Origin of the sequence: Shewanella sp. GD03713 (assembly GCF_029843705.1) — a bacterium.
Taxonomy (GTDB): Bacteria; Pseudomonadota; Gammaproteobacteria; order Enterobacterales; family Shewanellaceae; genus Shewanella.
On the sequence record NZ_JAOCIW010000001.1, the window covers coordinates 702,569 to 719,645 of the forward strand.

A 17,077-nucleotide genomic window follows, 5' to 3' on the forward strand; every position below is an offset into this window, starting at 1 on the left:
AATGACACATTTTATTAAAGGCCAGTGGCAAGCTGGCAAGGGTCATGATGTGACCTCTAGCAACCCAGCAAATAGCGAAATCATTTGGCGCGGCCAAACGGCAACGGCCGATCAAGTCAACGCCGCCGTCGATGCCGCCCGTGAAGCTCAGTTCGATTGGTTTATGTTAGGTTTTGATGCGCGTTTAAAGATAGTCGAAGCCTATCGCAGTCAACTCGAAGCGAACAAAGCCGAATTAGCCGAAACGATCGCTCAAGAAACAGGTAAACCTCAATGGGAAACGGCGACAGAAGTCGCTGCCATGATTGGTAAGATTGGCCTGTCGGCCACAGCTTACAACAAGCGTACCGGCACTGAGGCCAATGACACGCCAGCAGGGCGTGCGGTACTGCGCCATAAGCCGCACGGTGTGGTTGCTGTGTTTGGGCCCTATAACTTCCCTGGGCATTTACCCAATGGTCATATAGTGCCAGCGCTGCTCGCGGGCAATACCGTGGTGTTTAAGCCCTCAGAATTAACCCCAAAAGTGGCCGAGTTAATGGTCTCTCTGTGGGAAAAGGCGGGTCTGCCTGCGGGCGTTATCAACTTAGTGCAAGGTGAAGTCGATACGGGTAAGGCGCTGGCGTCGCACCCACAACTCGACGGCCTATTCTTTACCGGCAGCTCTCGCACTGGTCACCTGTTGCACCAGCAATATGCGGGTCATCCGGGTAAGATCCTCGCCTTAGAAATGGGCGGTAATAACCCGCTGATTATTAAAGGCGTCGCCGATATTAAAGCGGCGGTGCACGATATTCTGCAATCGGCTTATATATCTTCTGGCCAGCGTTGTACCTGTGCCCGCAGGCTCTATGTTGAGCAAGGCGAGCAGGGCGATGCCTTAGTCGCCAAGCTGGTTGAAGCGGTAAAGCAGATTAAAGTCGGTCCTTGGAACGCGCAACCACAGCCATTTATGGGCTCAATGATTTCCGAAGGCGCAGCGAAAGGTATGGTCGCGGCGCAGGCTAACTTGCAGAACTTAGGCGGTGTGTCGCTGGTTGAACTCACTCATTTGCAGGCGGGAACGGGCTTAGTCTCACCCGGACTTATCGATGTGACTGCGGTGAGCGAGTTACCCGATGAGGAATACTTCGGACCACTGCTGCAATTAGTGCGCTATAACGATTTTGATCAGGCGATTAAGCTGGCTAACCAAACCCGTTATGGTTTGTCTGCGGGTATCTTGGCCGATAGTCGTGATGATTATGAGTATTTCCTCGCCCGCATTCGTGCGGGGATTGTTAACTGGAACAAGCAGATCACTGGTGCTTCGGGTGCTGCGCCCTTTGGTGGCGTAGGCGCTTCGGGTAACCACAGAGCGAGTGCATTTTATGCTGCCGACTATTGTGCTTACCCCGTTGCCTCCGTTGAGGCGGATGCGGTGAGCCTACCCGCAAGTTTAAGCCCAGGGTTAAGTTTAGAGTGACATCATTGAGGAAGAACCTAGGTTCTTCCTTTTTCATCACAAGCAGTAACGTTACTTGGGCTGCTACTGAGCGCCGTTGTGCAGCAAGTGGCTAGGGTCGTTACATTGAGTGCGAGCGGCAAAACAATACGCACTATAGTCGCAGCACAATAAAAGGAGTTTTTATGCACACAGATATCAATGCGTTATTTGCCGCCCTCTGGCAAGACTATATTCAAATGACCCCATCTGCGGCCAAAGTGCACGAGCTACTCGGTCACGGCAAGCCGATTATCAACGACCATATCGCCCTGCGTACTTTTAACATCGCTAAGGTGAATTTAGCTGTATTGGCCGAGCACTTTACCTCTTTAGGTTATGTGGCTTGTGGTGATTATAAGTTTGAACAGAAAAAGCTGGTGGCTAAGCATTTTGAGCACCCAGATGCGACTCAACCTAAGGTGTTTATTTCTGAGTTATTGGTGGAAGAATTTAGCCCATCACTGCAAAGCACCATCCAAGGCTTGATTGCCCAAGTGGATGAGCAAGCGACGAAAGCGGACAACTTTATCTATTCGGGTCGCCATTGGTCACTGGATGCTAAGACCTATGAGACGCTGCTCGAAGAGAGCGAATATGCGGCTTGGGTGGCGGCCTTTGGCTACCGCGCCAACCATTTTACAGTCTCTATCAATCACCTCGAGGGCTTCGAGACATTAGAGTCTGTAAACGATGCGCTTAAGCAAGCGGGCTTTGTGCTCAATAGTTCAGGTGGCGAAATCAAAGGTTCGCCAGAGGTGTTACTGGAACAGTCATCGACCATGGCCGATAAAATCGCCGTAGAATTTAGCGATGCAACGGTTGATATCCCAAGCTGCTTCTATGAATTTGCCCTGCGTTATCCTAAGGCGAATGGCGAACTGTACACTGGGTTCGTGGCCGCATCAGCCGATAAGATTTTTGAGAGTACCAACGCGAAAAAGGCCTAATGAATTAAGGCGATTTGCAGACTCATCTCAAACAAAAACGCCATCGTTCGATGGCGTTTTTTATTGGCGGCTCTAGCGCAACACTCAGAGCAAATAGTTGGCTCGCAAAGCACTGGTTAGCTAAGCACTCGTTAGCTAAAGACTAGTTCAATACTGAGGCCTGATAAATGGCTGCTGTGCTTAAACTTAAGCTCAATGCCATATTGCTCGGCAATCTCTTTCACTATCGATAACCCTAGGCCATGGCCCATAACGGATTCATCGAGGCGTGTGCCCCTTTGGGTGAGTTTATCGAGTTCATCGTCAGCAACACCTGGGCCATCATCATCTATGCTAAGGCAGAGTTTGTTTTGCGTCTTCCACAGTTTGACCGCGACTTGGCTGCCGGCCCATTTAAAAGCGTTATCGAGCAGATTCCCTAAGAGCTCCATGCCATCTTCCCTATGGATGGGCAGGCGCTGGATACTGGGGTCGAGCTCAAAGTCGCAATTGATGCTTTTGCTTCTATGTACTTTGTTGAGGGTATTGGCGAGGCTGTGAAGATCCCTCGGCACTACTAACTGGGCGGCAGGTAACATATCGCCGGTGATCCGCGCCGCCGCAAGTTTACGTTCGACCATTTTATGGATAGCGTCGAGTTGCTGTTGCAGCGCCATGGCGGTGTCGGGATCTTTAAGCCCCAAGGCTTCAACCTGTTGCTGCATCACCGCCAGTGGGGTTTTTAACCCATGGCTTAAGTTGCCTAAGTTATTGCGGCTACGCTCAATTTGCTTGGCGGTGTATTCCAATAACTCGTTGTAGGTCTTGGCTAGCGGTTGCACTTCGGGCGGAATGTTATTCAGCTCTAAGGCGTTAATCTCGCCTTCCTGCAGGCGGGAGAGCGCGTGTTGGATCTGTTTTACCGGTTTAAAGGATTGACGCAGGATCAAGAAGATCCCCGCGATCATGGCCACTAACATGGCGAGGTTAATCCCAAGCTTAGTGCCATAGACCTCGCTAAACACGCGCCGGCCGATACTCAAATCCTGCGCTACCGTTAGGGTGGCGGTGACATTGGCGCTGCTGGAGTTCAGCCCTAGGGATAATAGCTGCATATCATTGTTTTTCGGCCCTTTTGCCTGCCAGACGCGGGTCTGGTTTGGCGCCAAAGGTTCGATATCGAGCTGCATGTCCCACAGGGAGCGGGAACGGATCACTTCATTGGGCAGGTTGAGCTGGAAATAACGCCCCGAATAGGCGGGGCGGTAGAAGCTCGACAGTTGGCTCTGATCGATATTGATCTCCCCATTATTGATATGGGTCGCCAACATGATGTGCTCAAGATCTTCTTCTAAGCGGTTGATAATGGAGTCGTGAAACGCTTGGCGCAGCATGGACTCAAACAATATGAGTCCAATCACTGTGCCTAACACTAATAAGCTCGTTAACCATAAACTGAGCTTAGTGCGAATGGAGATCATGCAGTCAGGCCGTGGAAGATGTAACCTTGGCCGCGGCGGGTTTCAATCGCGGTTTTACCGAGTTTTTTACGCAGGTGAGTCACGTAAACTTCAACCACGTTACTCTCTTTCTCATCGTCAAACTGATAGAGCTTGTCCGTCAGCTGTGCCTTAGATAACAGCTTCTTAGGCGACATGAGGAAGATTTTTAACAGCCTGAACTCCATGGCGGTCAACTCATATAAATGTTCGCCAACGCTCACCGTCTGCTCAGCTTCATCTAAGGTGACGCCGCCATAGCTAAGTTGCTTGCTGGGATTATTTAATCGGCCGTGTGCACGGTGAATAAGCGCCTGAATACGCGCCAGTAATTCCTGTGCATGGAAGGGTTTACCTAAATAATCATCGGCGCCGGCATTAAAGCCTTCGACCTTTTCATGCCATTGGCTGCGGGCCGTTAGCATGATAACCGGTGTGCTAATGCCTTGATTACGCCAGCCTTCGAGTAATTCCAGTCCATTGCCGTCGGGGAGGCCAATATCTAAGATCACGCAGTCGTATTGGGTTTCTTTAACGAGGTAATCGGCTTCAACTGCTTTGTCAGTAATATCGGTAACGTAGCCAGCCTGTTTGAGTTGCTTCTCCAGTTCGGAGACCAACATCGGATTATCTTCAACGAGTAGCAGTTTCATGTTTTCGACATTCGCTCGGTAGTGCGGTGGAGTGTTCGAGCTGACCATTGGTGGCATCAATACTCAGATTCACTATTTGGCCGCGTTGCACTTTGATTTGTAAATCATAGCGCCATTTATGATCTTCTTGATAGAGATGGGCGTCAATTAGTTCGCCTTGGCAAAATTGATTCACCACGGCAAGGGTGCCATTGAGTGATAAAATTTGCCCGGAGTTGACTAAAGCCTTGGCTTGATAATGTTCTAATTCAATCGGTTCGGCGTGAATTATTGTTGGATGCACCAGCGTAAACAGACTGAAAAAACAGATAAAAAACAGCCGTTTCATTTATGCTCCCCAATAAAAAATGGCCTAGATTTTATGCTAGGCCACTTTAATGAAACAGGCTTAAATCAAGCTGAAGTCTATCTTAACGGGTACCATATACCACAATGGTTTTACCGTGTGCTTGGATCAAATTCTGCTCTTCAAGCATCTTTAAGATTCGACCCACAGTTTCGCGGGAGCAACCGACGATCTGACCAATTTCTTGGCGAGTGATCTTAATTTGCATGCCGTCTGGGTGAGTCATGGCATCGGGTTGCTTAGCTAAGTGCAACAATGTCTGGGCAATACGGCCAGCCACATCGAGGAACGCTAAATTACCCACTTTCTGGCTAGTGCTTTGTAGGCGGTATGCCATTTGAGCCGATAGCTTCATCAGAATTTCGGGGTTAACTTGAATTAATTGCTTGAACTTCTTGTAAGAGATTTCAGCAATTTCACATGCTTGTTTCGCACGAACCCAAGCAGTACGTTCAGCTTGTTCTTCGAATAATCCTAACTCACCGATAAAGTCGCCTTGATTAAGATAAGAAAGGATCATCTCCTTACCTTCTTCATCTTTAATCAATACCGCTACAGAACCTTTTACGATGTAATAAAGGGTATCTGAGTCTTCACCGGCATGGATCAAGGTGCTTTTAGCGGGATACTTGTGAATGTGACAGTGTGATAAAAACCATTCCAAAGTTGGGTCTGGTTTTGGCTTACCAATCAGAGCCATGTCGATGTTCCTCGATTGATTAAAACGAAAGTAAGAATATTCTAAATAAGCATTTTACGTCAATTACACTCATAAAAACTTGATACACCTCTTAGTTTAGAATGAGTGAATAAATGCAATTAACCACCTAAAATTAGAGCTTATTTTGCTACTTTAGTGATATTAGTCAACTAAATCGGTGCCAAACTCACTGGATTCACTTAACTCTGTAGAGTTAATCACATCTTATAAAGGCTTTTAAGGTTTTTTGCGAAGAAAATAACCTCAATTGCGACTAATGAATCAAAGGAATGGGATAATTGCTGCCCCTTAAGGGTTATTTCTATTTAATATAGGTTCGATTACGCCGATTTAGGCTCGACTTATGGGAATAATTCAGGCTAACTTGAGGGCGCGGTTGTTTTTCGTAAAGAGGTTACCAGGTGAAATACAGACAATGGGTTTTAGGCGCCGGATTCACTTTATCCCTAGGGATGAGTGCTGCCGCGCACGCATTTTCTATTCCACAGCCAGCCAATGAAGTTGCGGCGAGTAAATTTGTGCACATTCAAGTGCAGGCGGAGCAGGGCGATGCCGACGCACAATTTTTACTGGGGCTGATGTTTCTCTCTGGACGTTATGTACAGCAAGAAGTGCAGACCGGATTACATTGGATGACCCTTGCCGCCGAGCAGCAACACGAAAAGGCGCAGCAAACCTTAGCGGATCTCTCCTTTGAGGGGCAGCTAGTAAAGCGTGACTTAGCCGTGGCCGAACGTTGGTACAAGGATATGGGCGAGCGTGGTAATCGCTGGGCGCAGTTCCGTTTAGGCTTTATTTACGCCTCGGGTGGCGATGGCATTGCCCGTAACTGCGGTAAAGCCGTGGAGCAATTTACCCGCGTGGGGGATGATGTCGCCCTTGGCAATGTGGCGTGGATTTTAGCGACTTGCCCCGAAGCCGAATATCGCGATGGTAATAAAGCGCTCGAATTATCCTTGCAGCTGCTGAAAGTGAACGAGAACGATCCCACCAACCTCGATAACTTGGCGGCCGCCTATGCCGAAGTCGGTGATTTTGGCGCCGCGGTATCGACCCAGCAAAAAGCGATCGCCGCCTTAAAGATGACGGCCGAAGCCACCAAGACCGACGAGTTTCAGCAGCGCCTGCACAGCTATGAGCAAAAGCGCGCTTACCGTGAGACCTTGCGTTTACTCGATTAACCCTGTCTGAGTTTGCTTGTCTTGTTATCAGCCCGAGCCATGCTCGGGCTAATGTTTTTACTGATATTTTTACAGATGACTTCTGGTGCATCGTTTATTCGCGTTAGCGAATTGGGTTTATGCGAGCGGCCAAGAATGTAAGATTTGATATTCCACACAGCGTCCGCCACTGGCGGAAAGATATAAGTGCAGCTCCTCGGGTGCGAGCGTGAGTTCAAGCATCGAAGCTTGGATGATGTTCTGCTGTACCAACTCCTTAAGCGTTAGCTCACTCGCCAAGATGCCTGATGGTTTTGCCTTTCTAAACAAGCTGATATGGGGCCGAAACGGATGCTCACTCAGATGCAACTGTAACTGTTGGGCTAAATTCTGTGCCTGAGATGCTAAGAGAGCTAACTCAGGACTGATGCTATCGCCCTTTAAACAACAGACCTGCGCCTTAGGCCACACGGCGATGCTATCCAGCGTGACACTGAATCTTGGTTTAGCCAGCTTATCGACACCATCGAGCAACTGCGCCACTTGAGTCGGATTGGCGAGTCCTAAAAACGCGAGGGTTAAGTGTAAATTGCTTTGGGTGACGGGTTTAGCATGTGGCGCTAAATGCGGTGCCAAGCTTTGCTGCAATTGCAGCAGTTGTTGCCGCTGTATGCTTGTGGGGGCAAACCCAAGGAAGAGTCGTTGTAACACCTGTTTATCTCCATCAGCTGCTCAAATGCCAAACATAAGCTATGCTTTTGTTTGGTAATACAGACATTTCTGCGGTAGTCCCCATGATGGACTTAGACGACTTGAGTTTATCCGAGGTCAGCGTAGAAATAATACCTTAAATGGAATTGTAGGTAAGGAAATCCCTTTTCATGTCAGATGGTTTAGCAAATCCACTTCAACAGGCATTAGTGACGATTTTTAGCGAAACGCCGCTAGAAACCCTAGAGCAAAATGTTGATCAAGCCCTAGAGGCCATCACGCTGCAGTTGCATTGTGATGGCGTATTTGTGCTAACGGGCAGTTTAGCCCTAGACCATCTACGTACCCGTAATCTGTACTTAAAACCGCAATTTAGCCAGGGCCAACAGACACGGGTCTGGCCGCTCGCGCGTATGCCGTTTTTTCGCTCCTTAGTGAGAACCCCCACACTGCTGAATCTTCCCGATGTCGATACCTTGCCCGCAGAGGCCCAAGCTGAGCGGGCGTTACTTCGTGATTGGAACGTTAAAAGCCTATTGGTGTTACCGCCTGTGGTGTTTGGCGAAACCCGTATCGCCCTTGGCGCGGTCAATTGCTCCGAATGCTGTGAATGGAGTGCGGAGTTTATTCGGGAGTTTCAACATGCGGCCGTGATGATTGGCTCGGCGATGGAACTGACCCGTATCGCCCACGATATGTTGGCCAGTGAGCACAAATATCGCGAAGTTTTTAATCAATTGCCTTTAGCCTGCGCCCTGCTCGATAAACAGAATCAACTGACCATGCTGAACAAAGTCGCGTTGCAAACCCTGCCGGTGCAGCATGGATACGATTTATTCAGCATGGTGCGCGAAGAGGAGCATGCCATGCTCACCGACACGCTGCACATGGTGCGTGAAGGCGTATTGGGGCAAGCCTGGTGTGAGTTACCCTTAAAATCCAACCTGCAGTTGGATTGGCTGAGGCTGAGCTTTAGCCAAATCCACGGCAATAAAGACACCCTAGTGATGATTGCCGAGGATGTTAGTGAAAAATATCGCCTCGCCGATGAGCTGTCCTTTCATGCCAATTATGATGCTTTGACTGGGTTACCGAATCGGCTGCATTTTGAGGCTTTGCTCGAAAATCTGCTGCAAACTAAAGATGAGATGCCGACCTGCGTTGCCTTTATCGATGTCGATCAGTTTCAGGTGATCAACAATGTGAGCGGCCATCAGGCCGGTGATAAATTACTGTGCCAGCTTGCATTACGTCTCAAGCAATTGGTGCGTAAGGGGGATATTGTCGCGCGTTTGGGTGGCGATGAGTTTGGGATTTTAATGCATTATTGCAATGTGGATTCGGCGCAACATATCGCTAATCGGATCTGCACTCAGTTAGCGACCCACGAGTTTATTTGGGAAAACCGTTGCCACAATGTCAGTGTCAGCATGGGGATCGCTAAGCTCGAAAAGTCTGCGACGGATATTTACACTGTGATGAGTCAGGCCGATGCGGCCTGTCGTCTCGCCAAGGATAAGGGCCGCAATGGCTGGCATTTGTACAGTACCAAAGATCCTAAAATGACCCGCCTCTATACCGAGATGATGGCCTCAGTCGATATCGTCAGCGCCCTCGCGCTAAATCAATTTGAGCTGTATTTCCAAAGCATTGCCCCGTTAAGTCGCGAAGAATCCGGCCTGCATTTAGAGGTGCTACTTCGGATGGTGCAGGCCAATGGCACTATTGTTTCGCCGGCGATCTTTCTCCCCGCGGCGGAGCGTTACAACTTGGCGGCCAAGGTCGACTTGTGGGTGATCGATAATCTGCTGAAGTGGGGCAGTAGCCATTTGGATATTTGGCAACAGCTGGAGTTGGTCTCGGTCAACCTGTCGGCGACCTCGTTAGGTGACAGCGAGTTTATGAATTGGCTCGAAATGCGCCTGATGACCGAACCTGAGCTGGTGGATAAGCTCTGCATTGAGATCACCGAAACTGCCGCAGTGAGCCAATTAGATCAGGCCACTAAATTGATTGAAGTGCTGAGGCCATTAAATTGCCAACTCGCGTTGGATGACTTTGGCGCGGGGTTCTCAAGCTTTGCCTACCTTAAACGCTTGAACGTGGATTATGTCAAAATCGACGGCCAGTTTGTGATTAATCTGTGCGAAGACGAGGCCGACCAAGCCATTATTAAAGCCATTTGTCAGCTCGGACAAGATATGGGCTTCGATGTGGTGGCGGAGTTTGTTGAATCCACCGAAATTGCCACTAAGTTAAAAAGCTTAGGTGTGGATTATGCCCAAGGTTATGCCATCAACAAGCCTATGCCATTACTGACCTTAACCTCTGGCTTGGCCGAACCTTGGCTACGCTAACTTAGGTTATCTTGCGCTGAGTTTTCGCAAATCTGCAATTCTTAACGGCTAAGCGACTCATTTACCACTATTTATCTAATTGTGATCCCTCGCCATTTGGGCTGCGACAGATTGTCGCGCCCAGCCGAGTTTTGATTGCGCTTCCTTAGCCAGTAACAACAATACCCCCACAAAAATCATTAAAAACAATATGTAGGGGAATATCGTGCTGTATCAACCTATCAAATTAGCCGTTATTTTAGCGGGTGTGCTCGGCACCGCTGTACCTCAATTAGGCTGGTCTTCTGAGGCGAGCGATTGTGGTGAAGATAAAAAATGTCATGATTATCTGCGGGTATCTGGCGATGTAATGCGCCAGCCTGTCCATCTAGTGAGCGATCCTAAACAGAACCGTTTGCCATTGCCTGCCTACGATGGCTCGGGATTTTTACGCTCTATCCCTGGATTTAATATCACCCGCAAGGGCGGCTCCGGTGGCGATCCCATGTTTCGGGGGCTGGGCGGCTCGCGCTTAAACATAGTCGATGATGGTCAGCATGTGTATGGCCCGAGCAGCGGTTTTGGTACCTTGGCGCTCAATGCCTCTTGGTCATACAGCAAGGATTTATCCTTAATTTTGGGTGTCGAAAACTTGTTTGATACCGCCTATGCCGAGCATGTGAGTAAGGCGGGCACGGGGAACGATCTGCCGGGCAGTGAGGCCATGTTTAGGGTCAATGAGCCGGGCCGAAATCTGTGGGCTAAGCTGACCTATCAGTTCTAACTCGGCTTATTTGTACTATTGGCGCCCCGAGAGCCTTGCTGTCGGGGCGATGCTATTTTTAGCAAGCCAATGCCAAACTGCGACGTGCCAAAGCTAAGGCCGCGGGAGGGACACTGCCTAAGGCCTATGTTAAACTTCCCCATCATTTTTCCCTGTTGATACTGTTGCATTGAACAATCTACCCATTCATTCCTTATTGCCATCCCTGCGCGATGCCTTTGCGAAACATGCGCAAGTGATCCTCGAAGCGCCAACGGGTGCGGGTAAATCGACCGCATTGCCCTTAGTCATGCTGGATTGGCCTGAGATTTCTGGGCGGATTTTAATGCTGGAACCTCGACGTGTGGCTGCCCGTAGCGTGGCGCAATTTATTGCCAGTTGTCGGCAGCAGGCGGTAGGGCAAGAGGTAGGTTATCGCGTGCGCGGCGAGTCAAAGGTCAGTGGTGAGACTCGACTTGAGATTGTCACCGAAGGGATTTTAACTCGCATGATCCAGCAAGATCCTGAATTAACAGGCATCGAGATGATCATTTTCGATGAGATCCACGAGCGGCATTTGACCACAGATCTGGGTTTAGCCTTGGCGCTCGAAGTGCAAAGCTCGCTGCGGGACGACTTGAAAATCCTCGCCATGTCGGCAACCTTATCTGGCCTGACATTGGCTGAGTTGATGCCCGATGCCGCCCTGCTACAGAGTGAAGGGCGCAGTTTCCCGGTCGACATTCGCTATCGCCCCGTTGCTGGGCAGCAGCATTGGCTCGATCATCTGAGCCGCGTTGTGCTCGATGCCGCGATATCCGTAGGCGATAAGGGGCCACAGGATATTCTGGTGTTTTTGCCCGGTAAAGCCGAAATCCTCCGAGTGGCGCAGTATCTAGAAGAGCGCCTCGATAGCAGCAGTGTGGCGGTGTGCCCACTCTATGGCGAGCTATCGGCGCAGGAGCAGGACAGGGCGATAAAGGCCGACAGCAGCAGGCGCAAAATTGTGCTCTCCACTAACGTGGCCGAGTCGAGTCTGACCATCGAGGGCATTGGCCTTGTTATCGACAGCGGTTATAAACGCCAAGCCAGCTTTAATCCTAAAACTGGGGTGACACGTTTAAGCCTTAAGCGCATCAGCCAAGCCTCGGCAACCCAGCGTGCTGGCCGTGCGGGGCGTTTGGCGGCGGGCGAGTGCATCCGTTTATGGGGCCAAGAGGAGCATCAACGTCTGCTCAAGGCCGATGAACCCGAAATCAGCCAAGCCGACTTAGTCGCCATGGCCCACGACTGTGCCTACTGGGGCGCGAAATCCTTCATCGACTTACTGTTATTGACTGCGCCGCCCACGGTGAACGAGGCATTAGCTTGGCAACTGCTTCAGCGTTTAGGCATGGTCGATGAACAAAACAAGCTGACTGCGCATGGCAAAGCGGCCTATGAGCTGGGGTGTCATCCGCGTCTTGCCCATATGTTATTGGTGGCCAAATCTCGCGATGAACATCAACTGGCGGCCTTAGCCTGTTTACTGGCGGGGATTTTGGAAGCGCGGGGATTGCCGCGCAAAGGCGCCGATATCATGAATTATTTGCACTTTGCCACCCAAGGCAGTGCGGGGCAGCAAGCCAAACAATGGCTTAAAAAGCTGGCGCTAGATAAGCAATTTACTCAGGCCGATTTAGTGGCCATCGCCTCCCATGCCCATCATCAGGATGCCGGTTTGCTGTTGGCGCTGGCTTATCCTGACCGGGTTGCCAAATCCCGTGGCGTTGAGGGGTATCAATTGGCCAATGGAACGGGCGTGGTGCTTAGCGCCGAAGATGCCTTAGCGCAAACGCCTTGGTTGGTGGTGGCAGATTATCAAGAAACCGAAGGCAAGAATGCCGGGCGGATTTATCTCGCCAGTCCATTATTGCCAAGTCTGTTCGATGAGGAGTTGGCCGAGTTGGTGGAGCGTTATGACCAATGCGGCTGGGATGAAGCTAAAGGCCGCGCTGTGGCCGAGCGCCAAACCAAAGTCGGGCAGATTTTACTGAAATCAGAGGCTATTGCTAATCCGAATCGCGGCCAAATTGTGGCGGCATTACTGAGTTACATTCGCCAGCAGGGGTTACAAATCCTCAATTGGCACGATAACTTAGCGCAGTTTCAGGCTCGATTACAGTTAGCGCGCGATTTAGATCCGAATGCCGATTGGCCGGATATGAGCGACACCGCGCTGCTGGCAAACCTTGAAACATGGCTGGCGCCCTACCTTGAAAATGTGAATAATCTGCCGCAATTACAAAAACTCGATTGCTTTAGTTTGCTGGTAAACCAATTAACTTGGTCACAGCAACAGGCACTCGATGCGCTGCTGCCCACCTCATGGCCGTTAGCCACGGGCACCTTCGCGCCGATATTGTACGATGCCTCGGGGCGAGCCTTGCTGCGGGTACGTTTGCAGGAAACCTTTGGCATGGCAGACAGCCCGCTACTGGCTCAAGGTAAGCTTAAGGTGACGATGGAATTGCTGTCACCGGCGCAGCGCCCCTTGGCTCTAACAGCGGATCTCGCCAGTTTTTGGCAAGGGCCCTATGTGGAAGTGAAAAAAGAAATGCGTGGGCGTTATCCTAAACACCTGTGGCCGGACGACCCTGCCAATACGCAGCCCACAAAATTTACCAAGAAGAAAACCTTAGGTTTATCTCAGTCATAGCCTTTAGACTGCTTTGATTTACAACCTTGTGTTGTGCCTGTGACTGATGCCGTTAACGCATAAATGATGAAGTAGATATGACAACTAAGACGACAAAAAAAGCGAAAGCGAAGCGCAGCCGTGGCCTGTTTGGGCAAATTTGGTCGCTCACTTGGAAACTAGCCTTAATCGGCCTAGCCGTTGTGACCTTCTACAGTATTTACCTCGATCAAATTATTGCCCGCAAGTTTGAGGGGCAAAAATGGCACTTACCCGCGCAGGTATTTAGCCGCTCGATGGCCTTATATCCCGGCGCTGCCGTGAGTCATCCACAGTTAATGGCCGAACTCAAACTCTTAGGTTATCGCAAAGTCGCCAATCCCCGTGAGGTGGGTGAGTTCTCTGCATCCAGCACCAAAATCGAATTATGGCGTCGTCCCTTCTTACATCCTGAGGGCGATCAGGCCGAGCAGCGAGTGATGATTAGCTTCGACAGCGATGGGATCAGCTCGATTGCACGTATGTCAGATAAGCGCCAGTTGGCGGTATTCCATTTAGAACCTGTATTGCTCGACCGCATTATTGCGGGTGACGGCGAAGACAGATTGTTTGTTCCCACAGAAGAAATGCCTAAGGCGATTGTAAAAGCCTTGCTGCTGGTGGAAGACCGCAGTTTTTACGAACATCACGGGGTTAATCCCTTCGCGATTCTGCGTGCCGCTTTTGTGAATATCAGTGCGGGTCGTACCGTACAGGGCGGCTCGACACTGACCCAGCAGTTGGCGAAAAACTTCTTCCTCTCGAGCGAGCGCTCTTTGCTGCGTAAAATTCGCGAAGCTTTAATGGCGGTGATTATCGATTTTCGTTACAGCAAGGAAGAAATCCTCGAGGCCTACCTCAACGAAGTGTATATGGGGCAAGATAAATCCCGCGCCGTGCATGGTATGGGGCTGGCTTCACAGTTCTATTTTGGTCGACCCATCGGCGAGCTAACCACGGCGCAGCAAGCGTTTTTAGTGGCGGCGATTAAGGGGCCTTCCTATTACAACCCATGGCGTTATCCTGAGCGCAGCCAAGAGCGTCGCGATTTAGTACTGCGTCTCTTGATGGAGTCGGGTGAGCTGAGCACTGCGCAATACAAGGTTGCGGTAGAGTCGCCCTTAGGCTTACGTAATCCCAATAAACCAGTGCATCAAAAGCTACCTGCGTTTTATGCCTTGGTTAAACAAGAGCTTAACGAGCGCTATGGTGATGCGTTATTAAAACAATCTGGGGTCAAGATTTACACCACACTGGATCCAATGGCGCAGGAAGCCGCCGAAATCGCCGTGACTCAAACCTTTAAGAGCTTAGATAAAGGCAATAAGTCGTTGCAGATTGGTATGGTCGTGACGGACAAATACACTGGCGGTATCGCGGCTATGGTGGGTGATAAGACGCCTGGCTTTGATGGCTATAACCGCGCTGTTGAGATCCGCAGACCCATAGGCTCGCTCATCAAACCATTCGTGTATGCGACCGCATTGGCACCGAATAGCCAGTTTACCTTGGCTTCGCCACTTAAAGATCAGCCGATTACCCTAAAGAATGAGCAGGGCAAAACATGGTCACCGCAGAACTTTGATAAGAAGTTTAGTGGACAAGTCTCCTTGTTAACGGCGCTGAAAAAGTCGATGAACGTACCTACGGTGAACCTCGGGATTGCCGTGGGTGTGGATGCGGTGGCAACCACGCTGGCTAAATCTGGCTGGCAAGAGCCGCTTAACGAATACCCGTCTATGCTACTGGGCGCTGTGAATGGCTCGCCGTTAATGGTGGCGCAGGTTTATCAAACGCTGGCCGATTATGGTGCCTATCGCAAACTCACCACAGTGACGGCGGTGCTCGACAGTCATAATCAGCCGTTGCCAGTGACTCGCTCACCGAAGGAGCAAGCCATTACGCCGGATACTGATTTCTTGGTGCAATATGCCATGCAGCAAGTGGTGCGCTCGGGGACGGCAACACGTTTAGGTAATGCCTTCCCAGGCGTTGCTCTGGCGGGTAAAACCGGTACCAGTAACGATAGCCGCGACTCTTGGTTCGCCGGTTTTGACGAGCGTAACGTCGCGGCGATTTGGGTAGGACGCGACGATAACGGTAAGACCAGCCTCTACGGTAGCAGTGGCGCGATGGCGGTGTATCAAGCCTTCTTGAAGGAGCGTCCACCGATTGGGCTACGCTCGATTCCGCCAACGGGCGTGATCCAAGGTTACTTTGACCGTGATACCGGTGAAGCTAAGGAGGCGGGATGCCGCAATACCGAGGCATTGCCAGCCCTTAGAGGTACCTATAATCCTGCGAAAAACTGCGGTGAGCCGTTGCAGTGGTGGCAGAAGATTTTAGGTCAGTAATACTTATTCTTGATAGGTAAAGCGATAACAGCGGTGCCGCAAAATGGCACCGCTGTCTTTTAAAAAGAGAGTACCAGATGTATAAAACCGCAGCCGCAGTGCATATCCTTGTTAAACACAAAGAGCAGGCGGAAGATATTATTAAGCAATTGAATAAAGGCGCGAATTTTGGCGCGTTAGCCAAGCGCTATTCCTCATGTCCGTCGGCGAAAAAGGGCGGCGATCTCGGTGAATTCAAGCGTGGGCAAATGGTGCCGCAGTTCGATAAAGTCGCTTTTTCCGGTGAGCTATTAGTGCCACATCTCGTTAAAACCAAGTTTGGTTGGCATGTAGTGAAGGTGTTGTATCGCACTTAATCAGGTTGCGTTGATTGAGTCAAGTAAGCTACTTATCGACGCATTAAGCTGCATCTCAACACCAATCTAAACGCTTATTTTCAAAAAATAGTTAACTGTGTGCGTTTCCAGTGTTTTCACGGGATAAACGCGCATACGCACTAATAAGACGTTAGCTTCTGGTATGTATAAATGGATTTAAAACAAACAAATTTGCAGAGCATTCTCGACAGGCTCTATAAGACTGCGTTGACACTACTCCTCCCACAATTAGGATTACTCACCATCGTTGGTTCAAAAAGTGATCAGCATACTTTTTTACTGATGTTTATTGTTTTTCTAGCTTTGAATATTCTCATTCCCGTATGGTTACTTATCTTCAACACTGGGAATTCAAAAATTGATTCATTTTCAATCACAATAGACGACCAGAAAATTCTTGTTTCGACCTATGAAGAAGTCCAGAAGATAGATAAAGCTTCATATTGTGGCTATAACGTTACCTCGCAGTACCCAAAGAAAATACAGCTATTAGAGGCTAACGGCGAACATATAGAGTTTAGTTACTATGCGTTAAATAAAGAGCAAAGGAATCGTTTGTTTGATTATTTGGGACCCGCGAAAGCTAACAATCTGATCTAATCGCTCCCTTCGACGCAGGGACAAAATATGGGCCGCATGGTGAATACGGCTCATATTCTTACCCCTAAGTGTGGATGTTATCCATAAACGTCTAAAGCTAAAGCCAACGACTTAGAGTAAAAACTAATGCGTTTTTGCCCCATTCCGTGTTTCGGCTCGTTAGCTCAATCGAAAATACCCACACCTGCTGCCATACATATTGTCATCTATTTGCCTATGTTTGGCCTTACAGAAATCGACTAACAATGTATGGGTATACAGTCATATTTAAATTTAGGTGTTTTGGTATGATTTCTAGACAAAATCAGTGCGCACTAATTCCATCCGAAATAAATAAAACTCTATAAAATCAGGTGAATATAGTAACTGAATTTTAGTTAATAGGTTTGGAAAACGCGCATGCGCGTTTTCCCAGATGGTGTATTCGTC

13 protein-coding genes and 1 pseudogene are annotated in these 17,077 nt (G+C 49.5%); 9 read left to right on the forward strand and 5 right to left on the reverse strand.

The features are described 5' to 3' along the window. The first annotated feature begins 1 nt into the window (after position 1). Positions 2-1,465: a succinylglutamate-semialdehyde dehydrogenase gene (gene astD / locus N5E87_RS03155; protein WP_086904183.1), complete on the forward strand. Its 1,464-nt coding sequence runs from the start codon at positions 2-4 to the stop codon at positions 1,463-1,465. Positions 1,466-1,629: 164 nt separating this feature from the next. After that, positions 1,630-2,433, forward strand: coding sequence for a DUF1338 domain-containing protein (locus tag N5E87_RS03160; RefSeq protein WP_086904184.1), 804 nt, complete (start codon positions 1,630-1,632; stop codon positions 2,431-2,433). A 131-nt stretch (positions 2,434-2,564) separates the two neighbouring features. On the opposite strand, the gene N5E87_RS03165 is transcribed toward N5E87_RS03160, so the two are convergent. From N5E87_RS03165 to crp, 4 genes are all read right to left on the reverse strand, one after another. Then, the gene (locus N5E87_RS03165) at positions 2,565-3,893 is read right to left on the reverse strand and encodes an ATP-binding protein (RefSeq protein WP_086904185.1); all 1,329 of its coding nucleotides are present in this window, start codon (positions 3,891-3,893) and stop codon (positions 2,565-2,567) included. Beyond that, positions 3,890-4,564, reverse strand: a complete 675-nt coding sequence (locus N5E87_RS03170; protein ID WP_011621416.1) for a response regulator transcription factor — start codon at positions 4,562-4,564, stop codon at positions 3,890-3,892. The genes N5E87_RS03165 and N5E87_RS03170 overlap by 4 nt, the downstream gene beginning before the upstream one ends. After that, positions 4,545-4,892: a hypothetical protein gene (locus N5E87_RS03175; protein ID WP_011621417.1), complete on the reverse strand. Its 348-nt coding sequence runs from the start codon at positions 4,890-4,892 to the stop codon at positions 4,545-4,547. Before N5E87_RS03175 ends, N5E87_RS03170 begins: the two co-directional genes overlap by 20 nt. Before the next feature lie 82 nt (positions 4,893-4,974). Further along, on the reverse strand, positions 4,975-5,610 hold the full coding sequence (crp, locus tag N5E87_RS03180) for a cAMP-activated global transcriptional regulator CRP (protein ID WP_011070954.1): 636 nt from the start codon (positions 5,608-5,610) through the stop codon (positions 4,975-4,977). Between the two features lie 422 nt (positions 5,611-6,032). Between crp and N5E87_RS03185 the strand changes: the two genes are divergently transcribed. Beyond that, positions 6,033-6,812: a tetratricopeptide repeat protein gene (locus N5E87_RS03185; RefSeq protein ID WP_086904186.1), complete on the forward strand. Its 780-nt coding sequence runs from the start codon at positions 6,033-6,035 to the stop codon at positions 6,810-6,812. A 117-nt stretch (positions 6,813-6,929) separates the two neighbouring features. Here the strand turns inward: N5E87_RS03185 and thpR are convergent, their stop codons facing one another. Then, positions 6,930-7,502, reverse strand: coding sequence for an RNA 2',3'-cyclic phosphodiesterase (thpR, locus tag N5E87_RS03190; RefSeq protein WP_086904187.1), 573 nt, complete (start codon positions 7,500-7,502; stop codon positions 6,930-6,932). 170 nt (positions 7,503-7,672) lie between these two features. On the opposite strand from thpR, the gene N5E87_RS03195 reads away from it, so the two are divergent. From N5E87_RS03195 to N5E87_RS03220, 6 genes and pseudogenes are all read left to right on the forward strand, one after another. Continuing rightward, positions 7,673-9,859: an EAL domain-containing protein gene (locus N5E87_RS03195; protein ID WP_086904188.1), complete on the forward strand. Its 2,187-nt coding sequence runs from the start codon at positions 7,673-7,675 to the stop codon at positions 9,857-9,859. 205 nt (positions 9,860-10,064) lie between these two features. Next, positions 10,065-10,406: pseudogene (locus N5E87_RS23515) on the forward strand (TonB-dependent copper receptor); the annotation flags it as partial. Positions 10,407-10,791: 385 nt separating this feature from the next. Next, entirely contained in the window at positions 10,792-13,299 is a 2,508-nt protein-coding gene (hrpB, locus tag N5E87_RS03205; protein ID WP_279775058.1) for an ATP-dependent helicase HrpB, read from the forward strand. Positions 13,300-13,376: 77 nt separating this feature from the next. After that, a complete protein-coding gene (gene mrcB, locus N5E87_RS03210; RefSeq protein WP_011715809.1) occupies positions 13,377-15,671 on the forward strand; it encodes a penicillin-binding protein 1B in 2,295 nt (764 codons plus the stop codon). A gap of 77 nt (positions 15,672-15,748) precedes the next feature. After that, positions 15,749-16,027, forward strand: a complete 279-nt coding sequence (locus tag N5E87_RS03215) for a peptidylprolyl isomerase (protein ID WP_011627235.1) — start codon at positions 15,749-15,751, stop codon at positions 16,025-16,027. 171 nt (positions 16,028-16,198) lie between these two features. After that, on the forward strand, positions 16,199-16,648 hold the full coding sequence (locus N5E87_RS03220; protein WP_086904190.1) for a hypothetical protein: 450 nt from the start codon (positions 16,199-16,201) through the stop codon (positions 16,646-16,648). Positions 16,649-17,077 lie beyond the last annotated feature (429 nt).